The organism is Pseudomonas sp. 15C (assembly GCF_055484735.1).
In genome coordinates, this window is record NZ_JBUDGD010000051.1 from 1 (window position 1) to 26,746 (window position 26,746).

Here is a 26,746-nt window from a genome sequence, read left to right on the forward strand (position 1 = left end):
TACGGTTTGCTTCGCTGCACCTACTTCCGCTGTGTACGACTTCGTCGTACGGTCGCTGCGCTCCCACACCCGGATCAATCCCTCCGCTCAGCCTTCCGACGTCGCCGGTGACGCAAGATCAAGAGCACTCGAGCTGGCGCTCATTGTTGAGTGGTTAGAAGCGGGTGGTTGGCTTGGGATTTGTGGTGTGGCTGCCCCTCACCCCAGCCCTCTCCCCGAGGAGAGGGAGCTGACTTTGGTTGGATTTGAAATTTGTATTCGACTCGGTATCGCAGTTCGGCGTAGCTCTCCCATCCACCTCGATCAGTCCCCTCTCCCTCTGGGAGAGGGCTAGGGTGAGGGGCTTTTGATTTTCAGACTGCGCTCGAACTGAAGAAATGCAATCAAAATGTGGGAGCTTGCCTGCAAGCGATGACGGCCTGACAGCCGACCCGCACTTGAGAATGTACTCAATCCAAGTGTAGGAGTGAGCCTGCTCGCGATAGCGGTGGTTCATCCAGCACTTCGGCGACTGACGGATAGCCTTCGCCAGCAGGCTGGCTCCCACAGTGGATCTGCGTGTTGCTCCAAGCCTTGCCTGCACCGCGAAACCGGTGGGAGCCAGCCTGCTGGCGATTTGAGCAGTCTCCGCCCACAAAAACGCTTCAGAAAGTCTCCTTGATGTTCAAGCAATTCACGCTTCTATGCCGCCCTTCGGAAACTCAATGACGCGTCTGTGTAAACCCGTTCAAACCCGCCCGGCACGGCGCTGATTTCGTTCTATCGTTAGATCAAACTGGCTGCATCAACGCAGGACTAAAGGTTGCGACGGATCATCGCTGAGCCTATGTTGCACGCGAGTCTTTCTTCGCGACTGGAACGCGATCAACACCATCATGAGGTGAAGAAATGTCAAAGGAATCACGCCCTGCCGTGCTTGGGCTGATAGGCAATACTCCGCTGGTTCAGGTCACCCGTTTCGATACCGGCCCGTGCACGCTGTTTCTCAAACTCGAATCCCAAAATCCCGGCGGCTCGATCAAGGACCGCATCGGTCTGGCGATGATCGATGCCGCTGAACGCGACGGCCGTTTGCAAGCCGGCGGCACCATCGTTGAGGCGACAGCGGGCAACACCGGCCTTGGTCTGGCGCTGGTTGGCCGCGCCAAGGGCTACCGGGTGGTGCTGGTGGTGCCGGACAAAATGTCTACCGAGAAAGTCCTGCATTTGAAGGCCATGGGCGCCGAAGTGCACATCACCCGCTCCGATGTGGGCAAGGGCCATCCCGAGTATTACCAGGACGTCGCCGCCCGATTGGCGAAAGACATTCCCGGCGCGTTTTTCGCCGACCAGTTCAACAACCCGTCCAACCCGCTCGCCCATGAATGCAGCACCGCGCCGGAAATCTGGGCGCAGACCGAACATGATCTGGATGCGATTGTGGTGGGTGTCGGTTCGGCCGGTACGCTGACCGGCCTGAGCCGTTTCTTCAAGCGTGTGCAACCGGATCTGGAGATGGTGCTGGCCGATCCGGTCGGTTCGGTGATGGCGCAATACAGTCGCGACGGCAGCCTGCCGACGCCCGGTTCATGGGCGGTCGAGGGCATCGGTGAGGATTTCATCCCGTCGATCACTGACCTTTCCAGCGTGCGTCACGCCTACTCGATCAGCGATGCCGAAAGCTTCGATCACGCGCGCCAGTTGCTCAAGGCCGAAGGCATCCTCGGTGGCTCGTCGACCGGTACCCTGCTCGCCGCTGCGCTGCGTTATTGCCGCGAGCAGACCGAGCCGAAACGCGTGGTCAGTTTCGTCTGTGACACCGGCACGCGTTACTTGTCGAAGGTCTACAACGACCAGTGGATGACCGATCAGGGCCTGCTGCAACGCAAAGGCTACGGCGATTTGCGCGACCTGATCGCTCGGCGTTTCGAGGACGGCCGGGTAATCAGTGTCGGCCCCGACGACACCCTGCTGACCGCGTTTCAGCGCATGCGTCTCGCCGATGTTTCCCAACTGCCGGTGCTGGTCGAAGGCAAGCAACTGGTGGGTGTGATCGATGAGTCGGATATCCTCATGGCGGTGCACGAAGACGCTGCGCGCTTCAGCCAATCGGTGTCCAGCGTGATGACCGACAAGCTGCAAACCCTCGCCCCCGGCGCGGCGCTGGCCGAGCTGGAAGCGGTGCTCAGCCGTGGCCTCGTCGCCATCGTCGCCGACGCCACAGGTTTCCATGGCTTGATCACCCGCACCGACATGCTCAACCAATTACGGAGATCCCTTGCATGAGTCAGCACGACGATAAATCCCAGGGTTTCGCGACCCGGGTGATCCACGCCGGGCAACAACCGGACCCGACCACCGGCGCGCTGATGCCGCCGATCTACGCCAACTCCACCTACCTGCAAGACAGCCCCGGCGTGCACAAGGGTTTCGACTACGGGCGCTCGCACAATCCGACGCGCTTTGCCCTCGAGCGCTGTGTGGCGGACCTCGAGGGTGGCACCCGCGCGTTCGCTTTCGCTTCGGGGCTGGCGGCGATTTCCACGGTGCTGGAATTGCTCGATGCCGGTTCGCACATCGTCTCCGGCAATGACTTGTACGGCGGCACGTTCCGCCTGTTCGACAAGGTCCGCCAGCGCAGCGCCGGGCACCGTTTCAGTTTTGTCGATCTGGCTGATCTGTCGGCATTCGAGGCGTCGTTGGAGGACGACACGCGCATGGTCATGGTCGAGACACCGACCAACCCGCTATTGAGCCTGTCGGACTTGGCCGCTATCGCCCGCATCTGCCGCGCCCGCGGGATCATTTGCGTGGCCGACAATACGTTCGCCAGCCCGTACATTCAGCGCCCGCTGGAGTTGGGCTTCGACATCGTGCTGCACTCGACCACCAAGTATCTCAACGGCCACTCCGATGTGATCGGCGGTATCGCGGTGGTCGGGCAAAACGCCGAACTGGCGGAGAAACTCGGCTTCCTGCAAAACGCGGTCGGGGCGATCTCCGGGCCGTTCGATGCCTTCCTGACCTTGCGCGGGGTGAAAACCCTGGCGCTGCGCATGGAGCGTCACTGCAGCAACGCGCTGGATCTGGCGCAGTGGCTTGAGCAACAGCCGCAGGTCAAACGCGTCTACTACCCGGGCTTGCCGTCACACCCGCAGCATGAACTGGCGAAACGGCAGATGCGCGGTTTCGGCGGGATGATTTCCGTGGACCTCAACAGCGATCTCGCCGGCGCGCGGCGGTTCCTCGAGAACGTGCAGATCTTCGCCCTGGCCGAAAGTCTCGGCGGCGTGGAGAGCCTGATCGAACATCCGGCGATCATGACCCACGCGACCATTCCGCCCGAAACCCGCGCGAAACTGGGGATCGGCGATGGGCTGGTGCGGCTCTCGGTCGGGGTTGAAGACGTCGAAGACCTGCGTGCCGACCTGGCCAGGGCACTGGCAAAAATCTAGCACAGCACTGACGTAAAGCCTGCAGAGCAGATTTTACGTCAGTACGTTTTCGGCGGATTCGCCTCGTCGATCACGCAGGGCGCGCAGCGTCGTGCGTAACTCGGCGGGGTGCACCGGTTTCGACAGAATCGCAATCTGCCGATCGTGCAAGGCCGCCTGAATCCTTTCGACATCGTGGCCGGTAATGATCATCGCTGGCACTGCCCAACCGCGCTGCCTGCGCACTTCATCGATGCATTCGATGCCAGTGGCATGGGTGCCGAGGTCATAGTCGGCGACCAGGATGTCGCAGTCGGTGACCAGGTTTTCGGCCGACCACTCGGCTTGCACGACACAGCCCCAGCGCTCGAGCAACGTCGATGTCGCCAGCAATACGTTGCGATCATCCTCTACCAGACACACCTTCAGCCCCTTCAACAAACCCACCTGTCGCGCTTCACCGCGGACAAGTCGTGACTGCGCCGCCGCTACGATTGGCAAACCGGCAAGGGTCACCGCCGTGCCGCACCCTACCCGCGAGCGCAGAGCAACGTCCACATCGATCAGTTCACCCAGACGCTTGATGATCGACAGGCCCAGCCCGACACCCTCGACATCTTTGTCGCGTACCTGCCGCACCCGATAAAACTCCTCAAATACCTTGTGCAGGTGCTCTTCGGCAATGCCATTGCCGCAGTCATGGATGACGATAGCCAGCCCTGCCCCGCGTTTACGCACGCCGATCAGCACCGGCCGCTGCGCGCCGTATTTGAAGCAGTTGGAGAGCACGTTCTGCACCATGGTCGCCAGCAGCGCCGGGTCGGTTCTGACCCAGTGGTGACAAGGTCGCAAACGCAGCTCGACACCCGCCCAACGCGCCGCTTCCTGATGTTGGCGGACGATGTCCGCGAGCCAATCACCGAGGTTCAGCGTTTGCATTTTTGCTTCGACCCGGCCGTTATCGAGGGTGTAGAGGTCGAGTATCGAACGGAACAACTGCGAGACGTTGAGCAGTGAACGGTCGATATTATCGACCAGTCTGCGTTCGCTATCGCCCAGGCGCGACTCGCGCAGACACGCGGTGAACAAACCGATGGAATGGATCGGCTGACGCAGGTCATGACTGGCCTGGGCGAGAAAGCGTGATTTCTCCAGATTGGCCGCCTCTGCCTCCTCCGACGCCTTGCGCGTGCGCTCGAGCAGCAGGTGTGCGTAAAACGGGATCACGGTGCTGGTGATCATCAGCATCAGGACCATGAACGGTTGCGCCTGCCAGTACGGCGTCAGGCGATAGACCGCCAGCAGCGCCAGCAACGCCAGACCGGTGGCCACCGCGAGATAGCGCGAGCCATAGCGCATGCCATTGCCGAGGTTGACCCAGACCATTACCGCGTACAACGGCAGCGCGGCTTCGCCGCCGACTACCAGACCGAAACAGGTGCCGGTGTAATCGTGAATCATGGCAAAAACCCGCCGCGCCGGATAATGCCCGGGCCAGCGCGCAATGGCCTGGCGGAACACAATGGAAGCCAGCAAAAACAGGCTGATGTAGGTAATGACCGGCAGGTAGGTATCGACGCGATGGCCGGGCACAAAGCTCAACCCGATCATGTAAACCACAGCGATGGCCGCGATGATGATGCGCAGATTGGCCTGATCGAGTTCGGTGTTTTTCTCGAATTTCATGTAAACGTCCTTGTGCAGCGTTCGTCAGTTTCGGAAGCAGCCTACAGGCAACCTTCGCGTCCGATGCTAAGGTGCCAGCCTTGATTAACGCTTGACCCAGGGAGGGTCGCGCCATGGCATGCCGGATCATCATAGCCGACGATCACCCACTGTTTCGCGAAGCGATGTTGCGCACTGTGCAGCGCTTGCTCCCCGAGGCGACTATCGACGAGGCCGGTGACCTCGACGCTGTCACCGCGCTGCTGGGCAGCGAGCCGGATACGTTGATACTCGACCTGCGCTTTCCGGGTTTGACCTGCATTACCCAACTCGCCGAACTGCGCCGACGCTTGCCGCGCACCACGCTGATCGTGGTGTCGATGGTCGATGACCAGGCGCTGATCAGCGAGGTCATGAGCGCGGGTGTTGACGGTTTTATCGGCAAGAACATCGCCCCGGATGAAATCGGTCAGGCGATTCTGGCGATCCGCGCGGGCGAGGTACTGGTGAAGTTTGCCCCGTCAGGCTTGCTGCCGCTGGAGCCCGCCAGCGCCCTCACGCCTCGTCAGCAGGAAGTGTTGCGGCTGATAGCGCAAGGCAAGACCAACAAGGAAATCGCCCGTGAGCTGGACATTTCACCCTTCACGGTGCGCATTCACGTGTCTTGTTTATTACGCACCCTCGATGTGCCTTCGCGGGCTGCCGCCGCGGTGAAGTATCTCGGGCTGGTGTAGGCGCAGCTGGTCCCGCGCCTACAAGCAATGGTCGTGTTGCTGCAGGATGGCCCGGGCTTGCCGGGTGAAGCGGTAGTTCTTGTCCTGTTCCAGGGTGATCAAGCCTTCGAGGCACAGGCGCTTGAGCACTTCACGCACACTGATGAACGACAACTGCGGTGACGACGAGGCCACCCACGCATGCACGCCGTTGACTCCCGTTGAATAGCCATCACGGCTGGCAAGCAGCAGCGCATTGAGCACCTTGAAGCGGATCAGGCTGCTGCGCAGTCCGAAGTGGCTCAGCAATTGACGAATGTGTTGATTGGCACTGCGATCGAACTCGCGCGGCACCGGGGAAATTGCGGGCCGAGCGCCAAGCGCCGCAACGCCGGGATTGTTCAACATGACGAAGATTCCTTTTCTGAAATGTTCAAGCCGCTCTCTATATAGAAGAGGCAGTCGCCGGATGACCGGGCAACTGCCTCGCTGCTGTCATCAAAAATCGACGGTGGCCGACAATTGCAGCGTGCGCGGATAGCCCGGCGAAAACGCGCCGTAGGAAGCCACGCCCGACCAATACTCGCGATCGAAGACGTTCTGCACCGTGGCGCGGAACGTGGTCGGCCGGCCTTCGATTTTGGTCGCATAACGCGCACCGGCATCGAAACGCGTCCAGGCATCCAGTTCCTGCGTGTTGGCCTGGTTGACGTATTGGCGGTCGGTGTAAATCGCCCCGCTGGTCAGGGTGAAGCCTTCCAGCCACGGCGTATCCCATTCGGCCCAGAGGTTGGCCTGCACGTCCGGCACGCCGACCGGTTTGTTGCCGCGATTGGCCGCTGTGGCCGAATCGGTCAGCTCGCCGTCAAGCACGGTGACGCCGCCCATCAGACGTGTGCCCTTGGCGACTTCGCCGTACATGCTCAACTCGACACCGCGGTTGCGTTGTTCAGCCTGCACCGAAAACACATTGCCGGCGCCAATCTCGCCGCTGGGTTTTTCAATCTGGAACAACGCCAGCGTGGTCATGAATGTGCCGTGTTCGTACTTGACGCCGATCTCATGCTGCTTCGATTCGTACGGGGCGAAGGTCTCGCCCGCGTTACTCGCAGTGCCCGGCGCGATGTCGCCTTTGGACAGGCCTTCGACATAGTTGTAGTACAGCGAAACGTCCTGCCACGGCTTGACCACCACGCCAACCAGCGGCGTCGTTGCGTTGTCGCTGTACTTGGAACTGACCGCACCGGCCGCGTTGTAATTGCGCGACTCGATGTCCTGGCGGCGCACGCCGAGGGTCAGCTGGAAGCGGTCATCGAGCATCGACAAGGTGTCGGTCAACGCCACACCGGACAGCTCCGACTCGGACACCCGCTGAACCTTCGGCGAACTGAGGTACTGCTGCGGCACGTCAACCGGGTGATAGATGTTCGACAGGATCGCGGTGCCATTGGTGATCCCGCGTGACAGCTCATCCTGATAACGGGTGGCCATGATCGTCGTGGTATGCGTGACCGGGCCTGTGGCGAATACGCCGCGCAGGCCGACATCGGCAGTCGAGCGGTCGACATTGAATTTGTAGTAGCCGGGAATATTGCTGGTGTCGCCGGCGTCATTGAGGATTCTCGGCACCTGATCGGACAGGCGCTTGACGTCGGATCGGCCACCGCCGGCATGAGCGAACACAGTGACGTTATCGGTCAGGTCATATTCGCCACCGAGCAGCGCCGACTGCTCCTTGGTGTCCGACCAGCCCCAATCCTGCGGCAGGTTGGTGCGGCCGTTCGGTGCGGACGGCACATCGACACCCGGTGCGATGGTGAAGGGCCGCGAGGCGGCTTCCCAGCTCTCTTTCTGGCTGATGTAGTCAAGATTCAAGCGCAGACGCTCGCCGCGATAATCCAGCGCGATGGCGCCGACGCCGAGGTCGCGCTGCTGATCATCGACCGCCGTGTCGCCGCCTTGCAGATTGCCGTTGAAACGCACGCCGAACTGGTTCTCCGAACCGAAGCGCCGGCTCAGATCCAGATGCCCGCCAACCTGCGAGTCGGAGGCGTAGCTGCCGGTGAATCGGGTCAGGTCTTCGTCCAGCGGACGCTTGGGCACGATGTTGATCACCCCGCCGACGCCACTGTTCGGGGAGATACCGTACATCAGCGCGCCGGGGCCCTTGAGCACTTCCACCCGTTCGGCGTAATCGGTGAATACCCGATAGTTCGGCGCAACGCCGTAGACGCCATCGAACGCCAGCTCGCCGAGGTTGCCTTCGCCAATCGGGAAGCCGCGGATGAAAAACGAATCGACGATGCCGCCCGTCTGGCCGGTCGAACGCACCGAAGGGTCGCGCTCCAGCGCATCGGCGACCGTCACGGTCTGCAGGTCGGCCAGGGTTTTCGCGGTGTAACTGGTGACGCTGAACGGCGTGTCCATCACGTCTTTGTTGCCCAGCATGCCCAGCCGCGCACCACGCGCAACCTGCCCTCCGGCGAGGGTTTCCGGCAACGCCGTGGCGCTATTGTAACGGGCGTTGATGTTGGTGGTGTCGAGGGTCAGCGCGTCCTTGCTGTCATCGGCCGGCGCGGTGGGTGCGCCGTTCGATGTCTGGGCGGCGACGTCGGTCTGCCCGGAGCCGGCGGCCCAGGCATTGGCGCTTCCTGCGACCAGAACGAAATTCAGCATGGCGGTACGCACAGCGAGTGTTAACACCCGCTCACCGCAAGGACGACTGACAACAGGCATGACGTGAGGATCCTTTTCATCGAGGGAAAATGGTAATCACTCCTATTGCCAGTCGATTTGCGAAAAAGTATCACCCGCAGTCGGTTTTATTTTTTTGCACTTGCTGCGGGTCAGGCGTACAGGCGCTCCAGCGGTATCGCCACCACCGGCAACGCCGGGTCAAAGGCGTGCCGGGTGGTCTTGTACGGGAACATCTCGCCACGGGCGATGGTGCGGAAAATCCGTTCCACCTCGAACACCTGCCCGGTCTGCCAGTGCCGCACGCAGACCCGCGGATCGCCGTAATCGAGCTGGATGCACGGCACCCGCTTCAGGCCCAGTTGCAACGCCGCGGTGAAGCGGTGATTGCCATCCATCACGATGCCGCGCGAGCGCTCGACGATGATTGGCTCGAGCCAATGCCCGGCGCGGACAATCGACTCGCACAGCATCGTCACGTTGGCCGGATCGACCTGCTCGGACTGCCGCACTTCGCAGAGCGGCCGCAGCGCTATCTGATAACCGTGTGCCATGGTGATCTCCTGTGCGCCGCGATTCAGCAGGCATCGGCGCGAACAATCGGCGCGTGCTGGCGGGCGACGTCGAGCAGGCGCTGGGCATGTTCGATCAACGGCAGATCGACCATCTCGCCATCGACTTGCACCGCATGGCTGCCGGTGGCCACGGCGCGCATGACCCGGTCGGCCCAGGCCAGCTGCCGCGAATCCGGCAGGAAGGCGCGTTGCACCGTAGCCAGTTGGCCGGGGTGGATACACAGCTTGGCGCCGAACCCCAGCGACCGGGCGTATTGCGCGTCTTTGGCGACCACCGCCAGATCGCTGATTGCCGGCGTCACGCCATCGATCGGCGCCGGCAGATCGGCCGTGCGCGACGCCAGCACGATGCGGTTGCGAGCGAACAGAAACGCCTCGGGAGTCTGGCTGCAATCGATGTCCAGAGCGAAATCCAGCGAGCCGAACGCCAGCCGCGCCAAGCCTGGAATCGCGGCAATCGATTCGACCTGTTGCAACCCCTTGGCGGTCTCGATGATCGCAATGACGTGCAATTGCGGCTGCCACGCCAGCAGGCGCTCGACCACCGCCGCCAACGCCTCGGGGCATTCGGCCTTGGGCAGGAAAATCCCGCTGCAGCGCTCGGGATAGCGCATGTCGCTGAGCCAGGTCAGGTCCTGGCGAAACAGCGCACTGCTGACGCTGTTCAAGCGGATGTAGCGCTCGCAGGCAACGCTCGGCGCGCTCTCCTGCCAGGCCCAGATGGCGGCGCGGGCGGCGGCCTTGCTGTCCGGATGAACGGCGTCTTCGAGGTCGAGAATGATCGCGTCCGGCCCTGCTTCGACCGCTTTGGCAAAGCGCTCGGGACGGTTACCCGGCACGAACAGGTAGCTGATCGCGCGTCGGGTTTTGCGGTTGAGTCGATCCGATTGCATGGCGTTGCTCCTTGGTGTGAACCAGTCGTGGTTTGGGAAGATTCCCGCAGCCCCCGCACGGGACTTTTCGCCTGCCGTTGCGGGGCTTGTCGCGACAACCGTTAATGCCTTGTCGATCAAGCAATTAACCGTTGTTTTTATTTGCGGGCGAACGAGTCCTTGAGCGTGTTAATACACGTTCATGGGTTCGCCTTGCGCTGGGCTTTATTCAAAAATATTTGAAAACCTTACTTGATAATCGTTCCTGTTCGCAATATTGTTCACGCCGCCAACAGGAACTATCGGCGTTTCAAAGCAAGTCAGTGACACCTGGAAAAGACCGATCAGCTGATGTCACTTGAACATCAGTTCTGGTATTCCAAGAGTATTGGCCTACAACTAATGGCCAGTTAGCACATTCGTGCAAAACCTTATGGATCGGGGTTCTTATGCAAACGTTTGATGAATTATTTATGACGCCGGGTATATCGGATCCAACATCTGCCCTCATTTGGCATCCGCCACCCGCCAATATAAAAACCCGTCTCTGACGAGCAGCGACACTTCATGATTCGATAACGGCTTGTTGTCGATATTGCTATGGCGAAGTTATTTTTCCGCGCCAGAGGTTAACTATGCCTGGAATAAATACCGCAACTTCCGAGCAGGACCATAAAGTCCATCATCCGCTCATGTTACAGCCATTGATCGACCCGGTTATTACCACGTTTATCAAGCACTTCCCGAATACATTGGGCAATTTGCTGGAACAACACGGATCCCCTCTGAATCTGGTCTGGCCGCATGCGTTTGAAGCCAATGCACAAGCGCTGTTGAATGTGTTGAAACGGTTCAACATTGCCCACGCGATCTTTTATGGCGCCAAGGCCAACAAGTCGCAAAGCCTGCTCGGCGCCGCAGCCAAGTCAGGCATCGGTGTCGATGTGTCGAGCCTTCACGAACTGCGGGACGCGCTACACGCTGCCATTCCCGGCGAGAACATCTGCGCCACCGGACCGGCGAAAACGGCGCTGTTTCATCAGGCGCTGATCGATGCAGGTTCACTGATCTGCCTGGACTCGCTGGAAGAATTCGATCACCTGCGCAACGTGCAGGAAGCACAACCAAGCCCAGTAACATCAAGGGTTCTGCTGCGTTACCGGCCGAAGAACAGCGGTAAAAGCCGTTTCGGAATGGGTGCTGAAGACCTGCTCGAATGCCTGCAACGATTGGCCAGACACCCTGAGATTTTCCGCTTCGAAGGGTTTCATTTTCACCTCGGCGGCTACGGCTTCGAATCCCGCGCTCAAGCGTTTCGGGAAGTCACCGGATTCGTCGAAGCGGCACGGGAAATGGGCCTTGATCCGCAGATGATTGATATCGGTGGCGGATTGCCGATTCGTTATGTCGAGCCCCAGATTTATGCCGGCTTTTTGCAGAACGACAATAACCCGAGCCACTATTACAACCAGAAAGTTCCGGCCGACTATTATCCTTACGGCAGCGACCTGACGGCGCCGCAATGGCTGACATTATTCCTCGAAGCCGAACATTCGCCGGGCCGGTCAATTGCCGCTTACTTGCGGCAGCAGTCAATAACACTGGCACTGGAGCCGGGAAGAAGTCTGGTGGACCAAGCGGCGATTTCGATTTTCCGCATCACCCGAACAAAAAAGCTTGCCGACAACAAAACCGTCATCTTTGTTGAGGGCAGTAGTTTCAGCGCCTGCGAAACCTGGTTCGCCTCGGAATATCTGGTAGATCCGCTATTGATCAGCCCAGAGCCACGCCCCGCCGCCCCGAGCCAGGCCTATATTGCTGGGCATAGTTGTCTCGACGACGACGTCATCAGTTATCGCTTGATCAACTTCGCAACACCCCCAGAAAGCGGCGACTTATTGGTTTACATCAATACCGCCGGCTATCAGATGGACTTGCTGGAAAACCAGTTTCATCGCCATCCCCTGCCCCGGCGGTTAACGGCAACCTGTTGTACGGAAGGTAATTACGCGTTCACACCTGACTACTGAAGGGACTAACTAAATGATCTTGAATAAAGTTTCCGATCTTATCGGTAATACACCGATGCTGGCTATTGATGTACCGGATACCAACGCCCGGTTGTTATTGAAAGTTGAAAAAAACAATCCCGGCGGCAGCATCAAGGATCGCATGGCGCGCAACATGGTGCTGGCGGCGCTCAAGTCCGGGCGGCTGAAACCCGGCGGCGTGGTGGTCGAGTCGTCGTCCGGCAACACCGGGATCGGTCTGGCCATGGCGGCGGTCGAGTTCGGTCTGCACTTCATCGCTGTGGTCGATCACCACGCCGCGCAGGACAAGATCGCGGTGATGAAAGCGCTCGGCGCCGAGGTTCGTTTCGTTAAAGGCACCTACCGCGAGGATGAAGTCGCCGTCGTCGAACGCCAGCGCATGGCTGCCGAACTCGCGACGGAAATTCCCGGAGCGGTGTTCATGAACCAGTCTGACAATGCCGCGAATGCCGGCGGCTACAGCGACTTCGTCCGCGAAACCGTGGCCCAGGCCGAGGGCCTGATCGGTGCGTATGTCGGTTGTGTCGGCACGGGCGGTTCGATGACCGGCATTGCGCGCGGCCTGAAAGTACATAACCCCGACACCGTGACCGTCGGCGTCGAACCGGCCGGTTCGATTGTGTTCGGCCATCCCGGCTATCCCTACTACCAATCGGGCACCGGCACTCCGGCCGGCGACACCGTTGGCCTGGTGCTCGATTACAGCTGCATCGATCTGGGCGTGCAGGTCACCGACTCGCAAGCCTTCGAAACCGCACGCTATATCGCCCGCAACTTTGCCTTGCTGGTGGGCGGTTCGACCGGTGGGGCAATTTTCAAGGCGCTGGAGCTGATTCACAAAGGTGTGCTGCGCGGCAATGTCGTGGTGCCGATTGCCGATGGCGGTGAGAAATACCTGCACACCGTGTTCGACGATCAATGGCTGCAGGAGCGCGATCTGCTCGACCCGGGTATCGGCGCACAACTGGACATCTGGCTGGGCAAGACCCAATGGCTGGAATCCGTTTCCGCGCCGCTGCAACTGAGCGTCGCATGACCCACCCTTCACACAGGAACGCCTCTCGATGAATCTGTTGAAAGTCGCCATCTGTGGTGGCGGCAGGACCGGCCATCTCAACGCCATTCTGTTCAAGCAACTGGCCGATGTGCAGGTGTCGCTGCTCACCCACAACCCCGAGGTCATCGAACAGCACGCGCGGCAGACGCCGATGCAAGCGCTGTTGCCGGATGGCTCGTACCTGAGCGCCCGTCTCGACCGGGTCACGGCGGATGCGCGTAGCGCGGTGGAAGATGCCGATCTGGTCATCATCACCGTGCCCGCTCACGTGCGCCAGCAAACCCTGCAAGCCATCGCCCCGCACCTGAGTGCAAGCAAACCGGTATACGTCGGCGCAATTCCGGGCTTCTGCGGTTTCGACTGGTTGGCTGAGGCGACGCTGCCCGAGCGGCCGAATGTGGTGATCTGGGGCATGAAGGATGTGCCGCACACCGCGTTCGAGCTGAGTCCGGGGCGCTCGATCAAAATGGGCGGTGGCAAAAGCCAGCTGTACGTGGCGACCCACGCCCGTGAATCGCAGGCGTCGCGGCATCAGCTTCAGGCCATTCTCACGCGTCTGTATGGCCCCTGCGTAACGTTGCTCGAGCACTATCTGGAAATCACCCTGACGCCGGGCAACCCGATCATGCATAGCTCGGTGATCTACGGCTTGATCGGCCCGTACGGCCAATGGCATCGCAAGATCTTCCCGCAACGCATGTGCTGGTGGACCGAATGCCCGGAGCTGGGCGCGTACTTTCTCGAGCGCATGGACGAGGAAAGCCAGGCGCTCTGCGCGGTGATCAGCCAGCGTCTGGGCATTGACCTGTCGTCGGTGAAATCGCTGAAACAGGAAATCGTCGAGGCCTACGGCGAGCAGATCCGCGACACCAGCAGCATGCTCTCGATCCTGCGCACCAATCAGGCCTACAACGACATTCTCGCGCCGATGGTGCCGGCCGCCGACAACCGCGCCGGCTACGTGATCGAACGCGAAAGCCGTGCCTTCAACGAAGATGTCGCCTACGGCCTGGTGCTGTTGGTGGAGATGGCCCGGCGCTTCGAAATCAAGGTGCCCCACATCGAGGAAGTCCTGCAGTGGAGCGTGGCTTATATGCACGGTCTGCGCGACTCGGCCCTCGACTATTTCCCGCGCCAATGGCCACACACGGCCAGCGCTGCGGCATGACCTTTTCACTCATTTTTCGACGAGCAGACCGCTGATATGGATGACTTCAAGACACTGATCGCCTACTCCCGCCGCAACGCCATGCGCCGTCTGGTGCGCTGCCTGTTTGCGGAAAACATTCTCGACCGTGCCGCCCTGAGCTTTTCCGCTGGCGGCAATCAGGCCACTTACCCGCTCGAGGGCGGCCGCGCGCACCTGGCATTCTCCGACATTGCCAAAGGCCCGGCCGACACCATAGTCAACGACGGTGAGGTGGTGCTGGTCACCGACGAAGGCGTACGCCAGACCATCACCAGCCATCAGGACATGCTCGACGTGCTGCGCGACAGCTTCGATTTCGCACCGACCGACGAAGGCGTGGCCGGGCTCAAGGCCGACATGGAAAACAGCCTGACCAACGACGCTCACGCCCGTCAGCACCGTCAGCAGTGGAACGCGCGGTTGCATCAGGCCGCGAAGGATCACGGGCTCGACAGCCTCACCGATTACCTGCGCCAGCACGCGAGCACCAAAGACGCGGCGATCCTGCTCGACCAGTGGGGCTCGCTGGAAGGCCATCCGTATTACCCGACCTGGAAAGCCCGGCCGGGCCTGAGCGATGAGGAAGTCGCGCAGCTGTCGCCCGAGTTCAACGCGCAAGTGCCGCTGCGCATCGCCGCGTTGCGCGCCGAACATGCGCAAAGCGAAAGCATGCCGCATGTGAGCAGCTACCACGACTGGTTCGCCGCCAACTTCCCCGGGCAATGGGAACAATGGAAAGCGGCGCTCAACCGCAAGGGTCTGGATGAACGCGAATGGCTGCCGCTGCCGATTCACGGCTGGCATTTGCAGGCCTACGTGCTGAAGACGTTCGCCGCAGAAATCGAAGCAGGGATTCTGATCACCGACGGCCCGGACCTTGTGACGCTACCGACCATGTCCTATCGCACAATGATGCCGGTTCTGGACGTTTGCGCGCCGCTGATCAAACTGCCGATCGCCGTGTGGATGACCAGCGAACTGCGCAGCCTGCAAGCCAAATCGATTCATATGGGGCCGCGCATCAGCACGGTGATCAGCCAGATTCTGCACGCCGAAAACGGCTTCGACCAACGCCTGGAAATCTTCACGGAAGAGATCGGTGTGCGCTACAAGAACGCCGTCACCCAGGACGATCACCCCGGCCGGCATCTGTCCGTGGTCTATCGCGCCAGTGCCCCCGCGTTCGAACGCTCCGATGCTTGCCTGCCGATTACCGTGGCGTCGCTGTTCACCCGTTTGCCCGGCAACGGTCGCCCGCTGTTCACCGACCTGATCGAACGTGACGGCGTACGCGCCACTGCCACGCAGGTGGAAAACTGGTACCGCGAATATGCGAAAGTGGTCACCCGCCCGGTGGTGGCGATCTATCTGTTGTATGGCATCGGTCTGGAAGCGCATCAGCAAAACACCATGGTGCTGTTCTCTGCCGACGGTAAAGCTCGTAGTCTGCTGATCCGTGATTTTGGCGATGGCCGCACCTATGCGCCGTTGCTCGAAGGCCGCGGCTACAGCCTGCAACCGCACGTCCAGCCGGGTATCCTGCCAACGGTGTTCAGCGGCGACATCGAGCCGGTGCGCATGTTTGTCCTGGATGCGGCGTTCCTCACGCACCTGCATGAACTGGCCCTGTGGCTGACCAAGGAGTATGGCTTGAACGACACGCGACTCTGGCAAATCCTGCGCGAGGAAACCGACCTCGCCTTCGACGCGGTGCGCGAGCGCGTCGCGCCGCAAATCTGGGAAACCGAACACCGCGCGTTCGTCGAAGAGCCCTGGCCAACGCGTTCGTTGCTGCGCATGCACCTGATGCAGTACAGCAACTATCGTTTGCAACATACCCTGACCAACCCGCTCGCCAGCGTTTAACCGAGGCCGACTCATGTCCCATGCAGGTGCCATCCAGGGTTCACGCGTACGAATCCTGATTTATCTTCTGTTCGCGATCCAGTTGGTGTCGATGGGCGCAATGGAAATGAGCGGGCCGTTCTGGCCTGTCCACCTGCGTGGGCTGACCGACTCCGAAACGGTTTTCAGCTTCGCCAGCATCGCCGTGTATGTCGGGCCGATGCTGGGCATTATTCTGACCAGTGCCTTCTGGGGCCGCATCGGTGACCGCTACGGTCACAAGCTGATGATGATCCGCGCGCTCGCCGGGTTGTCGTTGACCCAGTTGGGGCTGGCCCTGTTCAGTGATATCTGGGCCATTCTGATTCTGCGTTTTCTGCAAGGCGCCTTCGCCGGTTACATCGCCCCGGCGCAGGCGTATGGGGTGAGTATCGAAGCGCCGTCGCGACGGGCGCGGCTGTTCGCGATCCTGCAGATATCGACCAACGTCGGCTCGCTGCTCGGTGCCGTGGTCGGCGGGCTGATCCTCGATTACGCGACATTCTTCTGGATCAACATCATCGCCTCGGCACTTTGCGCGGTGTGTACGGTGATCGCCGCGATGACGCTGCCGGACGTGCCGCCAGTGAAGAAAGCCGTGGTCAGCGCAACCGCCACCCCCGCACGCCGCGCCAGTCTCTGGCAAGGCTCGCCGTTGCTCTCGCTGCTCGGCGTGATGGGCATTCTGCTGCTGGCGCGCATGCTCCCGCAGACGTCGTTTTCGCTGTACGTCAGCTCGGTGTTCGAGGTGAGCAATTCGGTGGTCGGCCTGTGTTACGGCTTGCTGGCGCTGGGCTTCATCCTGTCGGCGACGGCATGGTCGCGCTATTTCGAGCACCGCGGCCAGCAGGACACCCTGCAGCGCATGACCTACGTGGTGATCGGCTGCATCGCGCTGACCGCCGTCGCAGGCGTCACGCGTAATCCGATGGTCTTCGTTGTGGCTTATTTCATCTGGGGCGTGTTGCTCGGCGCGACCACCCCGGTGCTGATGGCCCTGATCTCGAAAACCGCCGACAGCTCCCAGCAGGGTCATGTGCTGGGCATCGCGCAGGGCACCGCGCAATTCGCCTCGATTGCCGGGATATCGGCTGGCGGCCTGCTCAGTCAGGTCTACGGTTTGCAGTACACCTACCTGTTCGTGTGCCTGGCCTATGGGGTCGCGCTGATCCCGATTGTCGCCCTGCGTTACTGGCCTGCGGCGATGCAACCGAGCGCCGCACCACCCGCAGACTGAACAAGGAGTGATGGTTTGGACATTGAACAACTGCGCGCCGACACTCCCGCCGTCGCGCAACTGATCCATTTCAACAATGCCGGCGCGGCGCTGATGCCGACGCCGGTGATCGAGGCCGTGACCCGGCATATCCAGCTCGAAGCCAGCCTTGGCGGCTATGAAGCCGCCGGGCGCCAAGCGGCCGAAGTCGAGCAGGTCTACGGGTCGATCGGGCGCTTGCTCAACGCCGCACCGGATGAAATCGCGGTGATCGAGAACGCCACCCGTGCCTGGGACATGGCCTTCTATTCATTACCATTGCAACCCGGCGATGTGCTGCTGACGTCGGCCACCGAATACGCCGGCAACTACATACCTTATCTGCAACTGAAACAGCAACGCGGTATCGAGATTCGCATCATTGCCAACGATGAGCACGGTCGGGTCTCGTTGTCGGCATTGCAGCAGATGCTCGAGGATGACCGGGTGGCGCTGATCTCGCTGCCGGTGATCGCCACCAACGGCGGGCCGGTGCAGCCGATCGAACAGATCGGCGCCCTCGCCCGTGCGGCCGGCGTGCTGTATCTGCTCGATGCCTGCCAGGGCGTCGGGCAGATACCGCTGGATGTACAGAAGATCGGTTGTCACATGCTCACCGCCACCAGCCGTAAATACTTGCGCGGCCCTCGGGGCATGGGCTTTTTGTACATCGAAAAAGCGCTGTGCCAGAACCTTGAACCGGTGTTTCTCGATCTGCACGCGGCATCGTTGCAAAGCGCCGACAGCTACACGGTCCGCGCTGATGCCCGACGTTTCGAAAACTGGGAATGCAACGTCGCGGCAAAACTCGGCCTCGGTGCGGCGGTGGAGTACGCACTGGCGCAAGGCATTGAGCCGATGTGGCAGCGGATCCAGCAACTGGCCGATTATCTGCGCCAGAACCTGGGGCAGATCCCCGGTTTCACGCTGCAGGATCCGAGCGTGAACAGGTCCGGTATCGTCACCTTCAGTCACCGCCACCACAGCGCCGCGCAGGTGCAACAGTGGCTGGCCGGGCAGGACAAGCGCATCAACGTCAGCACTTCAACCTTTCGCTCGACCCTGCTGGACATGCAGCACAGGGACTTGCTGGAAGTCAGTCGCGCCTCGCTGCACGCCTACAACACCGAAGCGGAAATCGACACGATGATTGCCGCGTTACGCGCTCTGCCGCGCCTTTGAAACGGCAGGCCAATCGGCGCTTGCATCGCACAGGCGTTGTAAACTAGCATTGGGAATACTTCTCAATTGCATGAAAATCTGCAGCCATGAGCGAAACCCTTCCCGCGAACAACGACAAGCATCTGCGCGCGATCGAAGCCCTGTACAGCGGCCATCACGGCTGGCTGTACGCGACGCTGAGAAAAAAACTGGGTAACGCCATGGATGCGGCGGATCTGGCGCAGGATACCTTCACCCGCATCCTCGCCTCGCAGGTCACGGTGATCGAGCAGCCGCGCGCCTACCTGAGCTGCGTGGCCAAGGGCATTCTGGTCAACTGGTATCAGCGCAAGGCGCTCGAACGCGCCTATCTGGATGCGCTCGCGCAGTTGCCTGCGCCCGAGGTGCCGTCGCCGGAATTGCGTTTCATGGTGCTGGAAACCCTGCATGAAATCGACGCAATGCTCGACGCCCTGCCACCGCTGGTCAAACGTGCGTTCCTGCTGTCGCAGATCAGCGGCTTGAAGTACGACGACATTGCCGAGCAATTGGGCGTATCGCTGATCACCGTCAAACGCTACATGAAGCAAGCCTTCGTGCAATGCCTGTTGCTGGTGGAGTGAATGCTCGCCCGGCGCAATGAAGCGCAACCCGCTCCTCAGGCATTGGAAGAAGCCGCTGACTGGCTGATGCGCATGAGCGAGCGCGAGCTGAGCGACCGCGAACGCGGCGAATGGGAATTGTGGAAAGCCAGCAGCCCCGAGCGCACGCGCGCCTGGGCCCGTGCGCAATTGTTGCAGGACAAACTGGGCGGCCTGCCGCCGTCCTTGGCCATGTCGGCCCTCGATCGGCCGAGCAGCCCGGAACGCCGTGCGGCGATTGGCAAACTGGCGCTGCTGCTGGCGTTGGTCCCGGCCGGCTGGGGTGGCTGGAAGCTTTCGCAAACCCAGCAATGGTCGGCCGATTACCGAACGGCCGTCGGCGAACGACGCGAGCTGACCCTCGCCGATGGCTCAAAAATCACCCTCAACACCGATTCCGCCATCGACGTGCTGTTCGATTCCAGTCAGCGCCTGATCCACCTGCGCGAAGGCGAAATACTGGTGCAGACCGCAGCGGATATCTCCCCGATGGCGCGGCCCTTCGTGGTCACGACCCGGCAAGGCCGGATGCAGGCGCTGGGCACGCGGTTCACCGTACGCGCACTGCCTCCGCAAACGCACCTCGCGGTACTGGAAGGCGCGGTAAAAGTCGAACTCGCGGACAATCGCCAGCACACGCCACTGATCGTCAACGCCGGACAGCGCACCGATTTCTCGTCTTCGACGTTTGGCGCGGTCAGTGCGACCGACCGTTACGCCGGTGCCTGGAGCCAAGGCATGCTGATGGCCGACAAGATGCGCCTTGCCGATTTCGTCGCGGAACTGACGCGCTATCGTCGCGGTTTCATCCGCCTCGATCCGGCGATTGCCGACTTGCGCATTTCTGGCGCCTACCCGATCAGCGACAGCCAGCGCACCTTGAACATGCTGGCGCAAACCTACCCGATTCTGGTCAGCGGCCACTTGAATGGCTACTGGGTCATGCTCTCCCGCGCCTGAGCGAAAAAATATTTGCCGCCGTGCTGATACTTTTTCCAATCTCGACTGGCTATGAGGGAGATGCATTTTTTCGTCCTGTTCATAGGCTCATCCATCCATGCCCGCTGCACGCCTCCTGCGCCCGGATCGTCCGTTCAAACCCGCTATTCGCAGTGCGTTGCTGAGCCTTGTCCTGATCGTTGTCGCCTGCCCGCTGGTCGTCGCCGGCGAGCCTGCGCAACTGGATACGCTCGCCCTGCGTGCCTACGACATTCCGGCCGGGCCGCTCGGTGCGACCCTGTCGAGTTTTGCCGTGGACGCCGGCATTGCCCTGTCGTTCCAGCCGGCGCTGACCGACGGCTTGAGCAGCCCGGCGCTGATCGGCCGCTACTCGACCCAGGAAGCGGTCAATCGCCTGTTGGCCGGCAGTGGTCTGGACATGGTGCGGCGCAGCGACGGCAGTTACACACTGGTTGCGCGCCGGGTCACCCTGGATGAAACGGCGGTGATCGGCACCGATCGACGCAGCGACGCGCTACCGGCGGTGTACGCCGGCGGCCAGGTCGCCAGCGGCGGACGTCTGGGCCTGCTCGGCAACACCGATGTGATGGACGCGCCGTTCAGCGTCAGCACCTACACCTCGGCGCTGATCAAGGATCAACAGGCTGTCACCGTCGGTGATGTGCTGGAACGCGATTCGTCGGTGCGCTCTACCGGGCAGACCGGCGGCATCGTCGATTCGTTTTTCATTCGTGGCTTTCCGGTGGGCGAAGGCAACCTCGGTGAACTGGCGTTCGATGGCGTCTACGGCGTCGCGCCGAACTACCGGGTCTTCACCGAGTACGCCGAGCGCATCGAACTGGTCAAAGGGCCCGGCGCCCTGCTCTACGGCATGTCCCCCAACAACGCGGTGGGTGGCGTGATCAACGTGGTGCCGAAACGTTCGCTGGACGAAGACCTGAGCCGTTTCACCGCCAGTTATGCGATGAATGCGCAGCTCGGCGGGCATGTCGATGTCAGTCGGCGTTTCGGTGAAGAACGGCGCTTCGGCGTACGCATCAATGGCAGCACGCAACTGGGCGACACAGCGATCGACAAGCAGTCGCGCCACGTCAACATCGGCGCGATCGCCCTCGATTATCAAGGCGAGCGGCTGCGCACCAGCTTCGACTGGTTGCGGCAGAAAGAACGCTTCGATGCCGCCTCGCGGCCGTTTCTGATTGCCCCGGGCGTGGACATTCCCTCCGCCGCCAACGGCCGAACCAGCGTGAGCCAGGACTGGGGCTGGTCGAAAACCCGTGATACATCGGCGCTGCTCAGCGGCGAATACGACCTCAGCGATGCGCTGACGGTGTTCGCCCATGCCGGCGGCGGCAAATCGGCGGTGGCGCGCATGTCCGACCAGACACCGACCATCATCAACCCGGCTGGCGACACGTCTTCGACGCCTGGTTATTACAAATTCGAGGTCAAGCGCTACACCGTCGACACGGGGGCGCGGCTGCGCTTCGACACCGGGCCGATCAGCCACCGCACCGCGGTGCAGGTCAGCCGTTATCGCGATGTGCTGTCACGGGGGATCATTTCCGCCGCGCCGATCCTGTCGAACATTTATCACCCCGTGGATCGCTCGGAACCTTACATTCCTGAGCCGGCCACGCCGAAAGTCTCCGAGAGCGAACTGACCGGCGTGGCGCTCGCCGACACCCTGTCGATCCTCGACGACCGCGCGCAGATGACCCTCGGCGTGCGCCAGCAGAACATCAAGTCGGACAATTACAACCCCAGCGGCGTGGTCACTACGTCCTACGACCACAGCCGCACCACGCCGCTGTTCGGCGCGGTCATCAAGCCCTGGGATCACGTCGCGCTCTACTACAACTACATCGAAGGCCTGAGCAAGGGCGACATCGCGCCCTCCACCGCCAGCAATGCGGGGGAGATCTTCGCGCCGTACGTTTCGCGCCAGCATGAGCTCGGCGTCAAGGCCGACTACGGCACCTTCACCTCGACCCTGAGCCTGTTCCAGATCACCAAGCCCAGCGGCGAACTGGCCGCCGGGGTGTTCTCGGTGCAAGGCGAGCAGCGCAACCGCGGCCTGGAGCTGAACGTGTTTGGCGAAGTGACGCCGGGCACGCGGTTGCTCGGTGGCGTGACCCTGCTGGACGCCGAACTGACGAAAACCGCCGTGGCCGGCAATCGCGGCAACAAGCCGGTCGGCGTGCCGTCGGTGCAGGCCAACCTCTGGGCCGAATGGGACACCTCGTGGGTCGAAGGGCTGACCCTGACCGGTGGCGCCATCCATACCGGCAGCCAGTACGTGAACCAGGCCAACACGCAAAAACTCGATGACTGGACCCGCTTCGATGTCGGTGCGCGTTACACCACGCGCATCGATGAGCGGCCGACCACGTTCCGCGCCACGGTGCAGAACGTGTTCGATCGAGAGTACTGGTCGGGCGTCGCCTCTTACGGCGCGTTCTCCCAGGGCTCACCGCGCACTTTATTACTGTCGGCGACTGTCGATTTCTGAAACGTTCAGCGTGGCGGCGGCAGGCGCCGTGGGCCGCGCTGACTTTGGCAAAGGTTGGACCATGGCGATTTTCGATCGACGCAGCCAGGCGGTTGCTGCGCTGTTACTGGCAGGCGTGCTGAGCCTGTTTTCCCTCGCGCCGCGCAGTGCTGACGCTGCTGACAGCGACGCTGCGCGCACCGAGGTGACCGACCTGCTGGGACGCAAGGTCAAGGTGCATCTGCCGGTCAGGCGGGTGATCCTCGGTGAAGGCCGGCAGCTGTATCTGGTCGCCGCGCTCGATACACAGAACCCGATCGAACGCATCGTTGGCTGGCGCAAGGACCTGATCCAGTCCGATCCGGACACCTACACTGCGTACCTGCGCAAATTCCCGGCCATCGCGAAAATCCCCACTTTCGGTGGCTTTGAAGACGGCACCTTCGATATCGAGCAGGCCATCTCGCAACGCCCGGACGTGATCATCCTCAACATCGAGGCGCAGCACGCCACCGAGGATGCGCGTTACATCGAAAAGCTCGACGCCCTCGGCATCCCGGTGGTGTACGTCGACTTTCGCAACAACCCGATGCAGAACACCGAGCCGACCATGCGCCTGTTCGGCCAGTTGTTCGGCAAGGAGCAACGGGCCGAAGCGTTCATCGATTTTCGCAACCAGCAGATCCATCGCGTCACCGACGTCATCGAAAAACAGCACCCGCCTCGCCCGAGCGTGTTCATCGAGCGCATCGGCGGTTACACCGATGATTGCTGCCTGAGTTTCGGCAATGAAAACTTCGGCCTGTTCGTCGACATGGCCGGCGGCAACAACGTCGCGCGCGGCATCATTCCGACCACGTTCGGCCAGTTGAATCCCGAGCAAGTCATCGTCGCCAATCCGGCGCATGTGGTGGTCACCAGCGCCAACTGGGAAGCGTTTGCCCCCGGTGGGCACTGGGTCGGCGTCGGCCCCGGCGCGGACATGGCGCAGGCACGGAAAAAACTCGCCTGGTACACCCAGCGCCCGGCCTATGCCGGCATCAAGGCCCAGGAGCATCACGCCTTCCACGCGATCTGGCATCAGTTCTACAACAGCCCCTACCAGTTCGTTGCCATCCAGCAATTGGCCAAATGGTTTCACCCGGAGCTGTTCGCCGATCTCGACCCGGACGCAGCGTTCCGCGAACTGCATGAACGCTTCCTGCCGGTGCCGTACGAATCCGGCTACTTCGTCAGCCTGGGCGACACCGAGGTCAAGCCATGAGCTCGATGACCGACACCGTGGTGGTCCAGCGCGAAACCTATCGCCGTCTGGTACTGCGCAAGCGCCTGATCCTCGCGGGACTGGTGTTTTTACTGCTGTGCAGCGTGCTCCTCGATCTGGCGCTCGGCCCGGCCAGCTACAGCCTCAGCGAAGTGCTCGGCGCCCTGTTTTCACCGGACAGCGCTTCGCCGCAAGTGCGCGTGGTGATGTGGGACATTCGCCTGCCCGTGGCGCTGATGGCGGTGGCCGTCGGCGCGGCGTTGTCGCTGGCCGGCGCGCAGATGCAGACGATCCTCAACAATCCGCTGGCCAGCCCGTTCACCCTGGGCATTTCTGCCGCCGCCAGTTTCGGCGCTGCGCTGGGCCTGGCCTTCGGCGTCGCGCTGTTTCCGCTGGCCGCGCAGTTCATGGTGCCGCTCAACGCGTTCATCATGGCCATGCTGTCGGCGTTGCTGATCCACTTTCTGAGCATGCGCCGCGGGGTCACCGCCGAGACCATTGTTCTGCTTGGCATTGCCTTGGTCTTCACCTTCAATGCGCTGCTGGCGCTGGTGCAGTTTTTTGCCACCGAGCAAGCCGTCGCCGCCGTAGTGTTCTGGACCATGGGCAGCCTGACCAAAGCCACCTGGCCAAAACTTGGCATCATCTGTCTGGTGATCCTCGTCACCCTGCCGATTTTCGCCCGCCGTGCCTGGGCCTTGACCGCCCTGCGCCTGGGCGATGACAAGGCGGCGAGTTTCGGCATCAACGTGCGCAGCCTGCGCTTTCAGACGCTGATCATGGTCAGCCTGCTCGCCTCGTTTCCCGTGGCGTTCGTTGGCACCATCGGCTTTATCGGCTTGGTCGGCCCGCATATCGCCCGAATGCTGATCGGCGAAGACCAACGCTTCTTCCTGCCGGCCTCGCTGCTCACAGGGGCGCTGATCCTGTCGGCCAGTTCGGTGGTCAGCAAGACCCTGATTCCCGGCGCGATCTTCCCGATCGGCGTGGTTACCTCGCTGATTGGCGTGCCGTTCTTCATTTCACTGATTCTCGGCGGGAAGAAAAACTCATGGTGAAGCTGCAACTGGACAATCTGGGCGCCCGCTATGGCCAGCGCGAGATCATCCGCGGCGTCTCCACCGCGCCGTTTCTGGGTGGTCAGGTGGTGGCAGTGGTCGGGCCAAATGCGGCCGGCAAATCGACGTTGTTCAAGCGCATGGCCGGGCTGATCGACGGCCCTGGCCAAGTGATCCTGCAGGACTCGAAAAAAGGCCCGACGGGGATCAGCTACATGCCCCAGGGCCTGAACGCCAGCGCCCGCCTGACCGTGTACGAATCGGTGCTGCTGGCGCGCAAGCAACTGACGCCGGGCTGGGTCGTCCACGATGACGAGCTGAAACTGGTCGACGACATTCTCGCCGCACTGGGCATCACCGCCCTGTCGTTTCGCAACCTCGGCGAACTCAGTGGCGGGCAGCAGCAGCTGGTGTCCATCGCGCAGACACTGGTGCGCGAACCGGAAATCCTGCTGATGGACGAACCGACCAGCGCCCTCGATATGCATCGGCAAGTGCAGGTGCTGAACTTCATGCGCAGCCTGGCGCGGCAACGCGAGGTGATCGTGTTCATTGCGATTCATGATTTGAATCAGGCGCTGCGGTTTGCCGATCAGGTGCTGGTCATCGCTGACGGCACCACCCAGGGCAGCGGCCCGAGCAGTGAGGTGATCACCGAGCAGATGCTGCGCAGCGTGTACAAGGTTGAAGCGCGGATCGAACAGTGCAGCCGTGGGCTGCACCATATTCTGATCGACGATATCGTCTGAGGCGCAGCGCTCAGGGATCGATCTGAGCCATCAACTCCGGCACTGATTCGGGCCGGCGCGCATACCGCTGGGCCAGCACCGCGCAGACCATCAACTGGATCTGATGGAACAGCATCAGCGGCAGGATCAACACGCCAATGGTGCTGCCGGCGAACAACACCTGCGCCATCGGCACACCGGTGGCCAGGCTCTTTTTCGAACCGCAGAACAAAATAGTGATGCGATCCTCCTGATTGAAGCCAAACGCCTTGCCGAGCAGGATCGACGCCATCAGCACCAGCGCCAGCAGGATGCAGCAGACCACGATCAGCCCGAGCAATTCGAACAGCGGAATCTGCTGCCAGATTCCCTCGTTGACTGCCTCGCTGAACGCGCCGTAGACCACCAACAGAATCGAGCCCTGATCGACGAACTTCAGCCAGTTTTTGTTGCGCCCGACCCAGGCGCCGATCCAGCGCCGAGCGATCTGCCCGGCAATGAATGGCAGCAGCAATTGCACGCTGATTTTCACGATGGCATCGAGCGTCGAACCGCCGTCACCGTGGACGTTGAGCAACAGCGTGACGAGCAACGGCGTCAGGAAAATCCCGAACAGACTCGACGCCGCGGCGCTGCAGATCGCCGCCGGAATATTGCCGCGCGCCAGTGACGTGAAGGCAATCGCCGATTGCACCGTGGCAGGCAATGCGCACAGGTACAGCATGCCCATGTACAGCTTGTCGCCGATCAACGGTGACAGCACCGGTTTGAGCGCCAGCCCCAATAGCGGGAAAAGCACGAAGGTCAGGCCGAACACCAGCAGATGCAGGCGCCAGTGACCGGCGCCGGCGATGATCGATTCGCGGGACAGTTTGGCGCCGTGCAGGAAAAACAGCAGCGCGATGGCGAGGTTGGTCAGCCAGCCGAAGCCGACCGCGACCTGGCCGCTGGCCGGCAGAAAACTCGCCAACAGGACCACGCCGATCAGTGTCAGGGTGAAGTTGTCGGGCAAAAAACGGGGGCGCGTCATGATATTCATCCGGGGGTTGCCAGTGCTTGCCGACGACTCTAACGT

21 protein-coding genes are annotated in these 26,746 nt (G+C 61.6%); 15 read left to right on the forward strand and 6 right to left on the reverse strand.

Translation table 11 applies throughout. From position 1 onward, the window contains the following. Positions 1-888 precede the first annotated feature (888 nt). Positions 889-2,265 (forward strand): pyridoxal-phosphate dependent enzyme, encoded by a 1,377-nt coding sequence (locus ACYYKW_RS21170; RefSeq protein ID WP_464991061.1) that lies wholly within the window; start codon positions 889-891, stop codon positions 2,263-2,265. Further along, entirely contained in the window at positions 2,262-3,434 is a 1,173-nt protein-coding gene (locus tag ACYYKW_RS21175) for a cystathionine gamma-synthase (protein ID WP_464991062.1), read from the forward strand. Before ACYYKW_RS21170 ends, ACYYKW_RS21175 begins: the two co-directional genes overlap by 4 nt. 33 nt (positions 3,435-3,467) lie before the next feature. Here ACYYKW_RS21175 and ACYYKW_RS21180 read toward each other — a convergent pair whose 3' ends face one another. After that, complete coding sequence (locus ACYYKW_RS21180; protein ID WP_464991063.1) at positions 3,468-5,099, reverse strand: ATP-binding response regulator; 1,632 nt, start codon at positions 5,097-5,099, stop codon at positions 3,468-3,470. Between the two features lie 113 nt (positions 5,100-5,212). Between ACYYKW_RS21180 and ACYYKW_RS21185 the strand changes: the two genes are divergently transcribed. Then, a complete protein-coding gene (locus ACYYKW_RS21185) occupies positions 5,213-5,812 on the forward strand; it encodes a LuxR C-terminal-related transcriptional regulator (RefSeq protein ID WP_093100886.1) in 600 nt (199 codons plus the stop codon). An 18-nt stretch (positions 5,813-5,830) separates the two neighbouring features. On the opposite strand, the gene ACYYKW_RS21190 is transcribed toward ACYYKW_RS21185, so the two are convergent. From ACYYKW_RS21190 to ACYYKW_RS21205, 4 genes are all read right to left on the reverse strand, one after another. Beyond that, complete coding sequence (locus ACYYKW_RS21190; RefSeq protein ID WP_093100883.1) at positions 5,831-6,199, reverse strand: fe2+ zn2+ uptake regulation protein; 369 nt, start codon at positions 6,197-6,199, stop codon at positions 5,831-5,833. A gap of 90 nt (positions 6,200-6,289) precedes the next feature. Next, entirely contained in the window at positions 6,290-8,527 is a 2,238-nt protein-coding gene (locus ACYYKW_RS21195; protein ID WP_336355546.1) for a TonB-dependent receptor, read from the reverse strand. A gap of 110 nt (positions 8,528-8,637) precedes the next feature. Continuing rightward, complete coding sequence (locus tag ACYYKW_RS21200) at positions 8,638-9,039, reverse strand: ParB N-terminal domain-containing protein (RefSeq protein ID WP_093100878.1); 402 nt, start codon at positions 9,037-9,039, stop codon at positions 8,638-8,640. 23 nt (positions 9,040-9,062) lie between these two features. Further along, entirely contained in the window at positions 9,063-9,953 is an 891-nt protein-coding gene (locus tag ACYYKW_RS21205; protein WP_464991064.1) for an HpcH/HpaI aldolase/citrate lyase family protein, read from the reverse strand. A gap of 614 nt (positions 9,954-10,567) precedes the next feature. Between ACYYKW_RS21205 and ACYYKW_RS21210 the strand changes: the two genes are divergently transcribed. The 12 genes from ACYYKW_RS21210 (at position 10,568) to ACYYKW_RS21265 (ending at position 25,692) form a co-directional block, all read left to right on the forward strand. Continuing rightward, positions 10,568-11,962 carry a Y4yA family PLP-dependent enzyme gene (locus tag ACYYKW_RS21210; RefSeq protein WP_464991065.1) on the forward strand — a complete coding sequence of 465 codons (1,395 nt, stop codon included), beginning with the start codon at positions 10,568-10,570 and terminating at the stop codon, positions 11,960-11,962. Positions 11,963-11,975: 13 nt separating this feature from the next. Further along, positions 11,976-13,019 carry a PLP-dependent cysteine synthase family protein gene (locus ACYYKW_RS21215; protein ID WP_090284111.1) on the forward strand — a complete coding sequence of 348 codons (1,044 nt, stop codon included), beginning with the start codon at positions 11,976-11,978 and terminating at the stop codon, positions 13,017-13,019. Between the two features lie 28 nt (positions 13,020-13,047). Further along, entirely contained in the window at positions 13,048-14,208 is a 1,161-nt protein-coding gene (locus ACYYKW_RS21220; RefSeq protein ID WP_336355543.1) for an NAD/NADP-dependent octopine/nopaline dehydrogenase family protein, read from the forward strand. A 36-nt stretch (positions 14,209-14,244) separates the two neighbouring features. After that, positions 14,245-16,095: an IucA/IucC family protein gene (locus ACYYKW_RS21225; protein WP_464991066.1), complete on the forward strand. Its 1,851-nt coding sequence runs from the start codon at positions 14,245-14,247 to the stop codon at positions 16,093-16,095. A gap of 13 nt (positions 16,096-16,108) precedes the next feature. After that, complete coding sequence (locus ACYYKW_RS21230) at positions 16,109-17,350, forward strand: MFS transporter (protein WP_093100868.1); 1,242 nt, start codon at positions 16,109-16,111, stop codon at positions 17,348-17,350. A 15-nt stretch (positions 17,351-17,365) separates the two neighbouring features. Next, entirely contained in the window at positions 17,366-18,550 is a 1,185-nt protein-coding gene (locus tag ACYYKW_RS21235) for an aminotransferase class V-fold PLP-dependent enzyme (RefSeq protein ID WP_464991067.1), read from the forward strand. An 86-nt stretch (positions 18,551-18,636) separates the two neighbouring features. Continuing rightward, entirely contained in the window at positions 18,637-19,152 is a 516-nt protein-coding gene (locus ACYYKW_RS21240; RefSeq protein WP_090284116.1) for a sigma-70 family RNA polymerase sigma factor, read from the forward strand. Further along, positions 19,153-20,130 (forward strand): FecR domain-containing protein, encoded by a 978-nt coding sequence (locus tag ACYYKW_RS21245; RefSeq protein ID WP_464991068.1) that lies wholly within the window; start codon positions 19,153-19,155, stop codon positions 20,128-20,130. It abuts the gene before it with no gap. A 97-nt stretch (positions 20,131-20,227) separates the two neighbouring features. Continuing rightward, positions 20,228-22,642, forward strand: a complete 2,415-nt coding sequence (locus ACYYKW_RS21250; protein WP_464991069.1) for a TonB-dependent siderophore receptor — start codon at positions 20,228-20,230, stop codon at positions 22,640-22,642. Positions 22,643-22,703: 61 nt separating this feature from the next. After that, positions 22,704-23,885, forward strand: coding sequence for an ABC transporter substrate-binding protein (locus ACYYKW_RS21255; protein WP_206416177.1), 1,182 nt, complete (start codon positions 22,704-22,706; stop codon positions 23,883-23,885). Then, positions 23,882-24,943, forward strand: a complete 1,062-nt coding sequence (locus tag ACYYKW_RS21260; RefSeq protein WP_093100860.1) for a FecCD family ABC transporter permease — start codon at positions 23,882-23,884, stop codon at positions 24,941-24,943. Before ACYYKW_RS21255 ends, ACYYKW_RS21260 begins: the two co-directional genes overlap by 4 nt. Further along, complete coding sequence (locus ACYYKW_RS21265) at positions 24,937-25,692, forward strand: ABC transporter ATP-binding protein (RefSeq protein ID WP_090284123.1); 756 nt, start codon at positions 24,937-24,939, stop codon at positions 25,690-25,692. Before ACYYKW_RS21260 ends, ACYYKW_RS21265 begins: the two co-directional genes overlap by 7 nt. Before the next feature lie 10 nt (positions 25,693-25,702). Here the strand turns inward: ACYYKW_RS21265 and ACYYKW_RS21270 are convergent, their stop codons facing one another. Continuing rightward, positions 25,703-26,701 (reverse strand): bile acid:sodium symporter family protein, encoded by a 999-nt coding sequence (locus ACYYKW_RS21270; RefSeq protein WP_464991070.1) that lies wholly within the window; start codon positions 26,699-26,701, stop codon positions 25,703-25,705. Positions 26,702-26,746 lie beyond the last annotated feature (45 nt).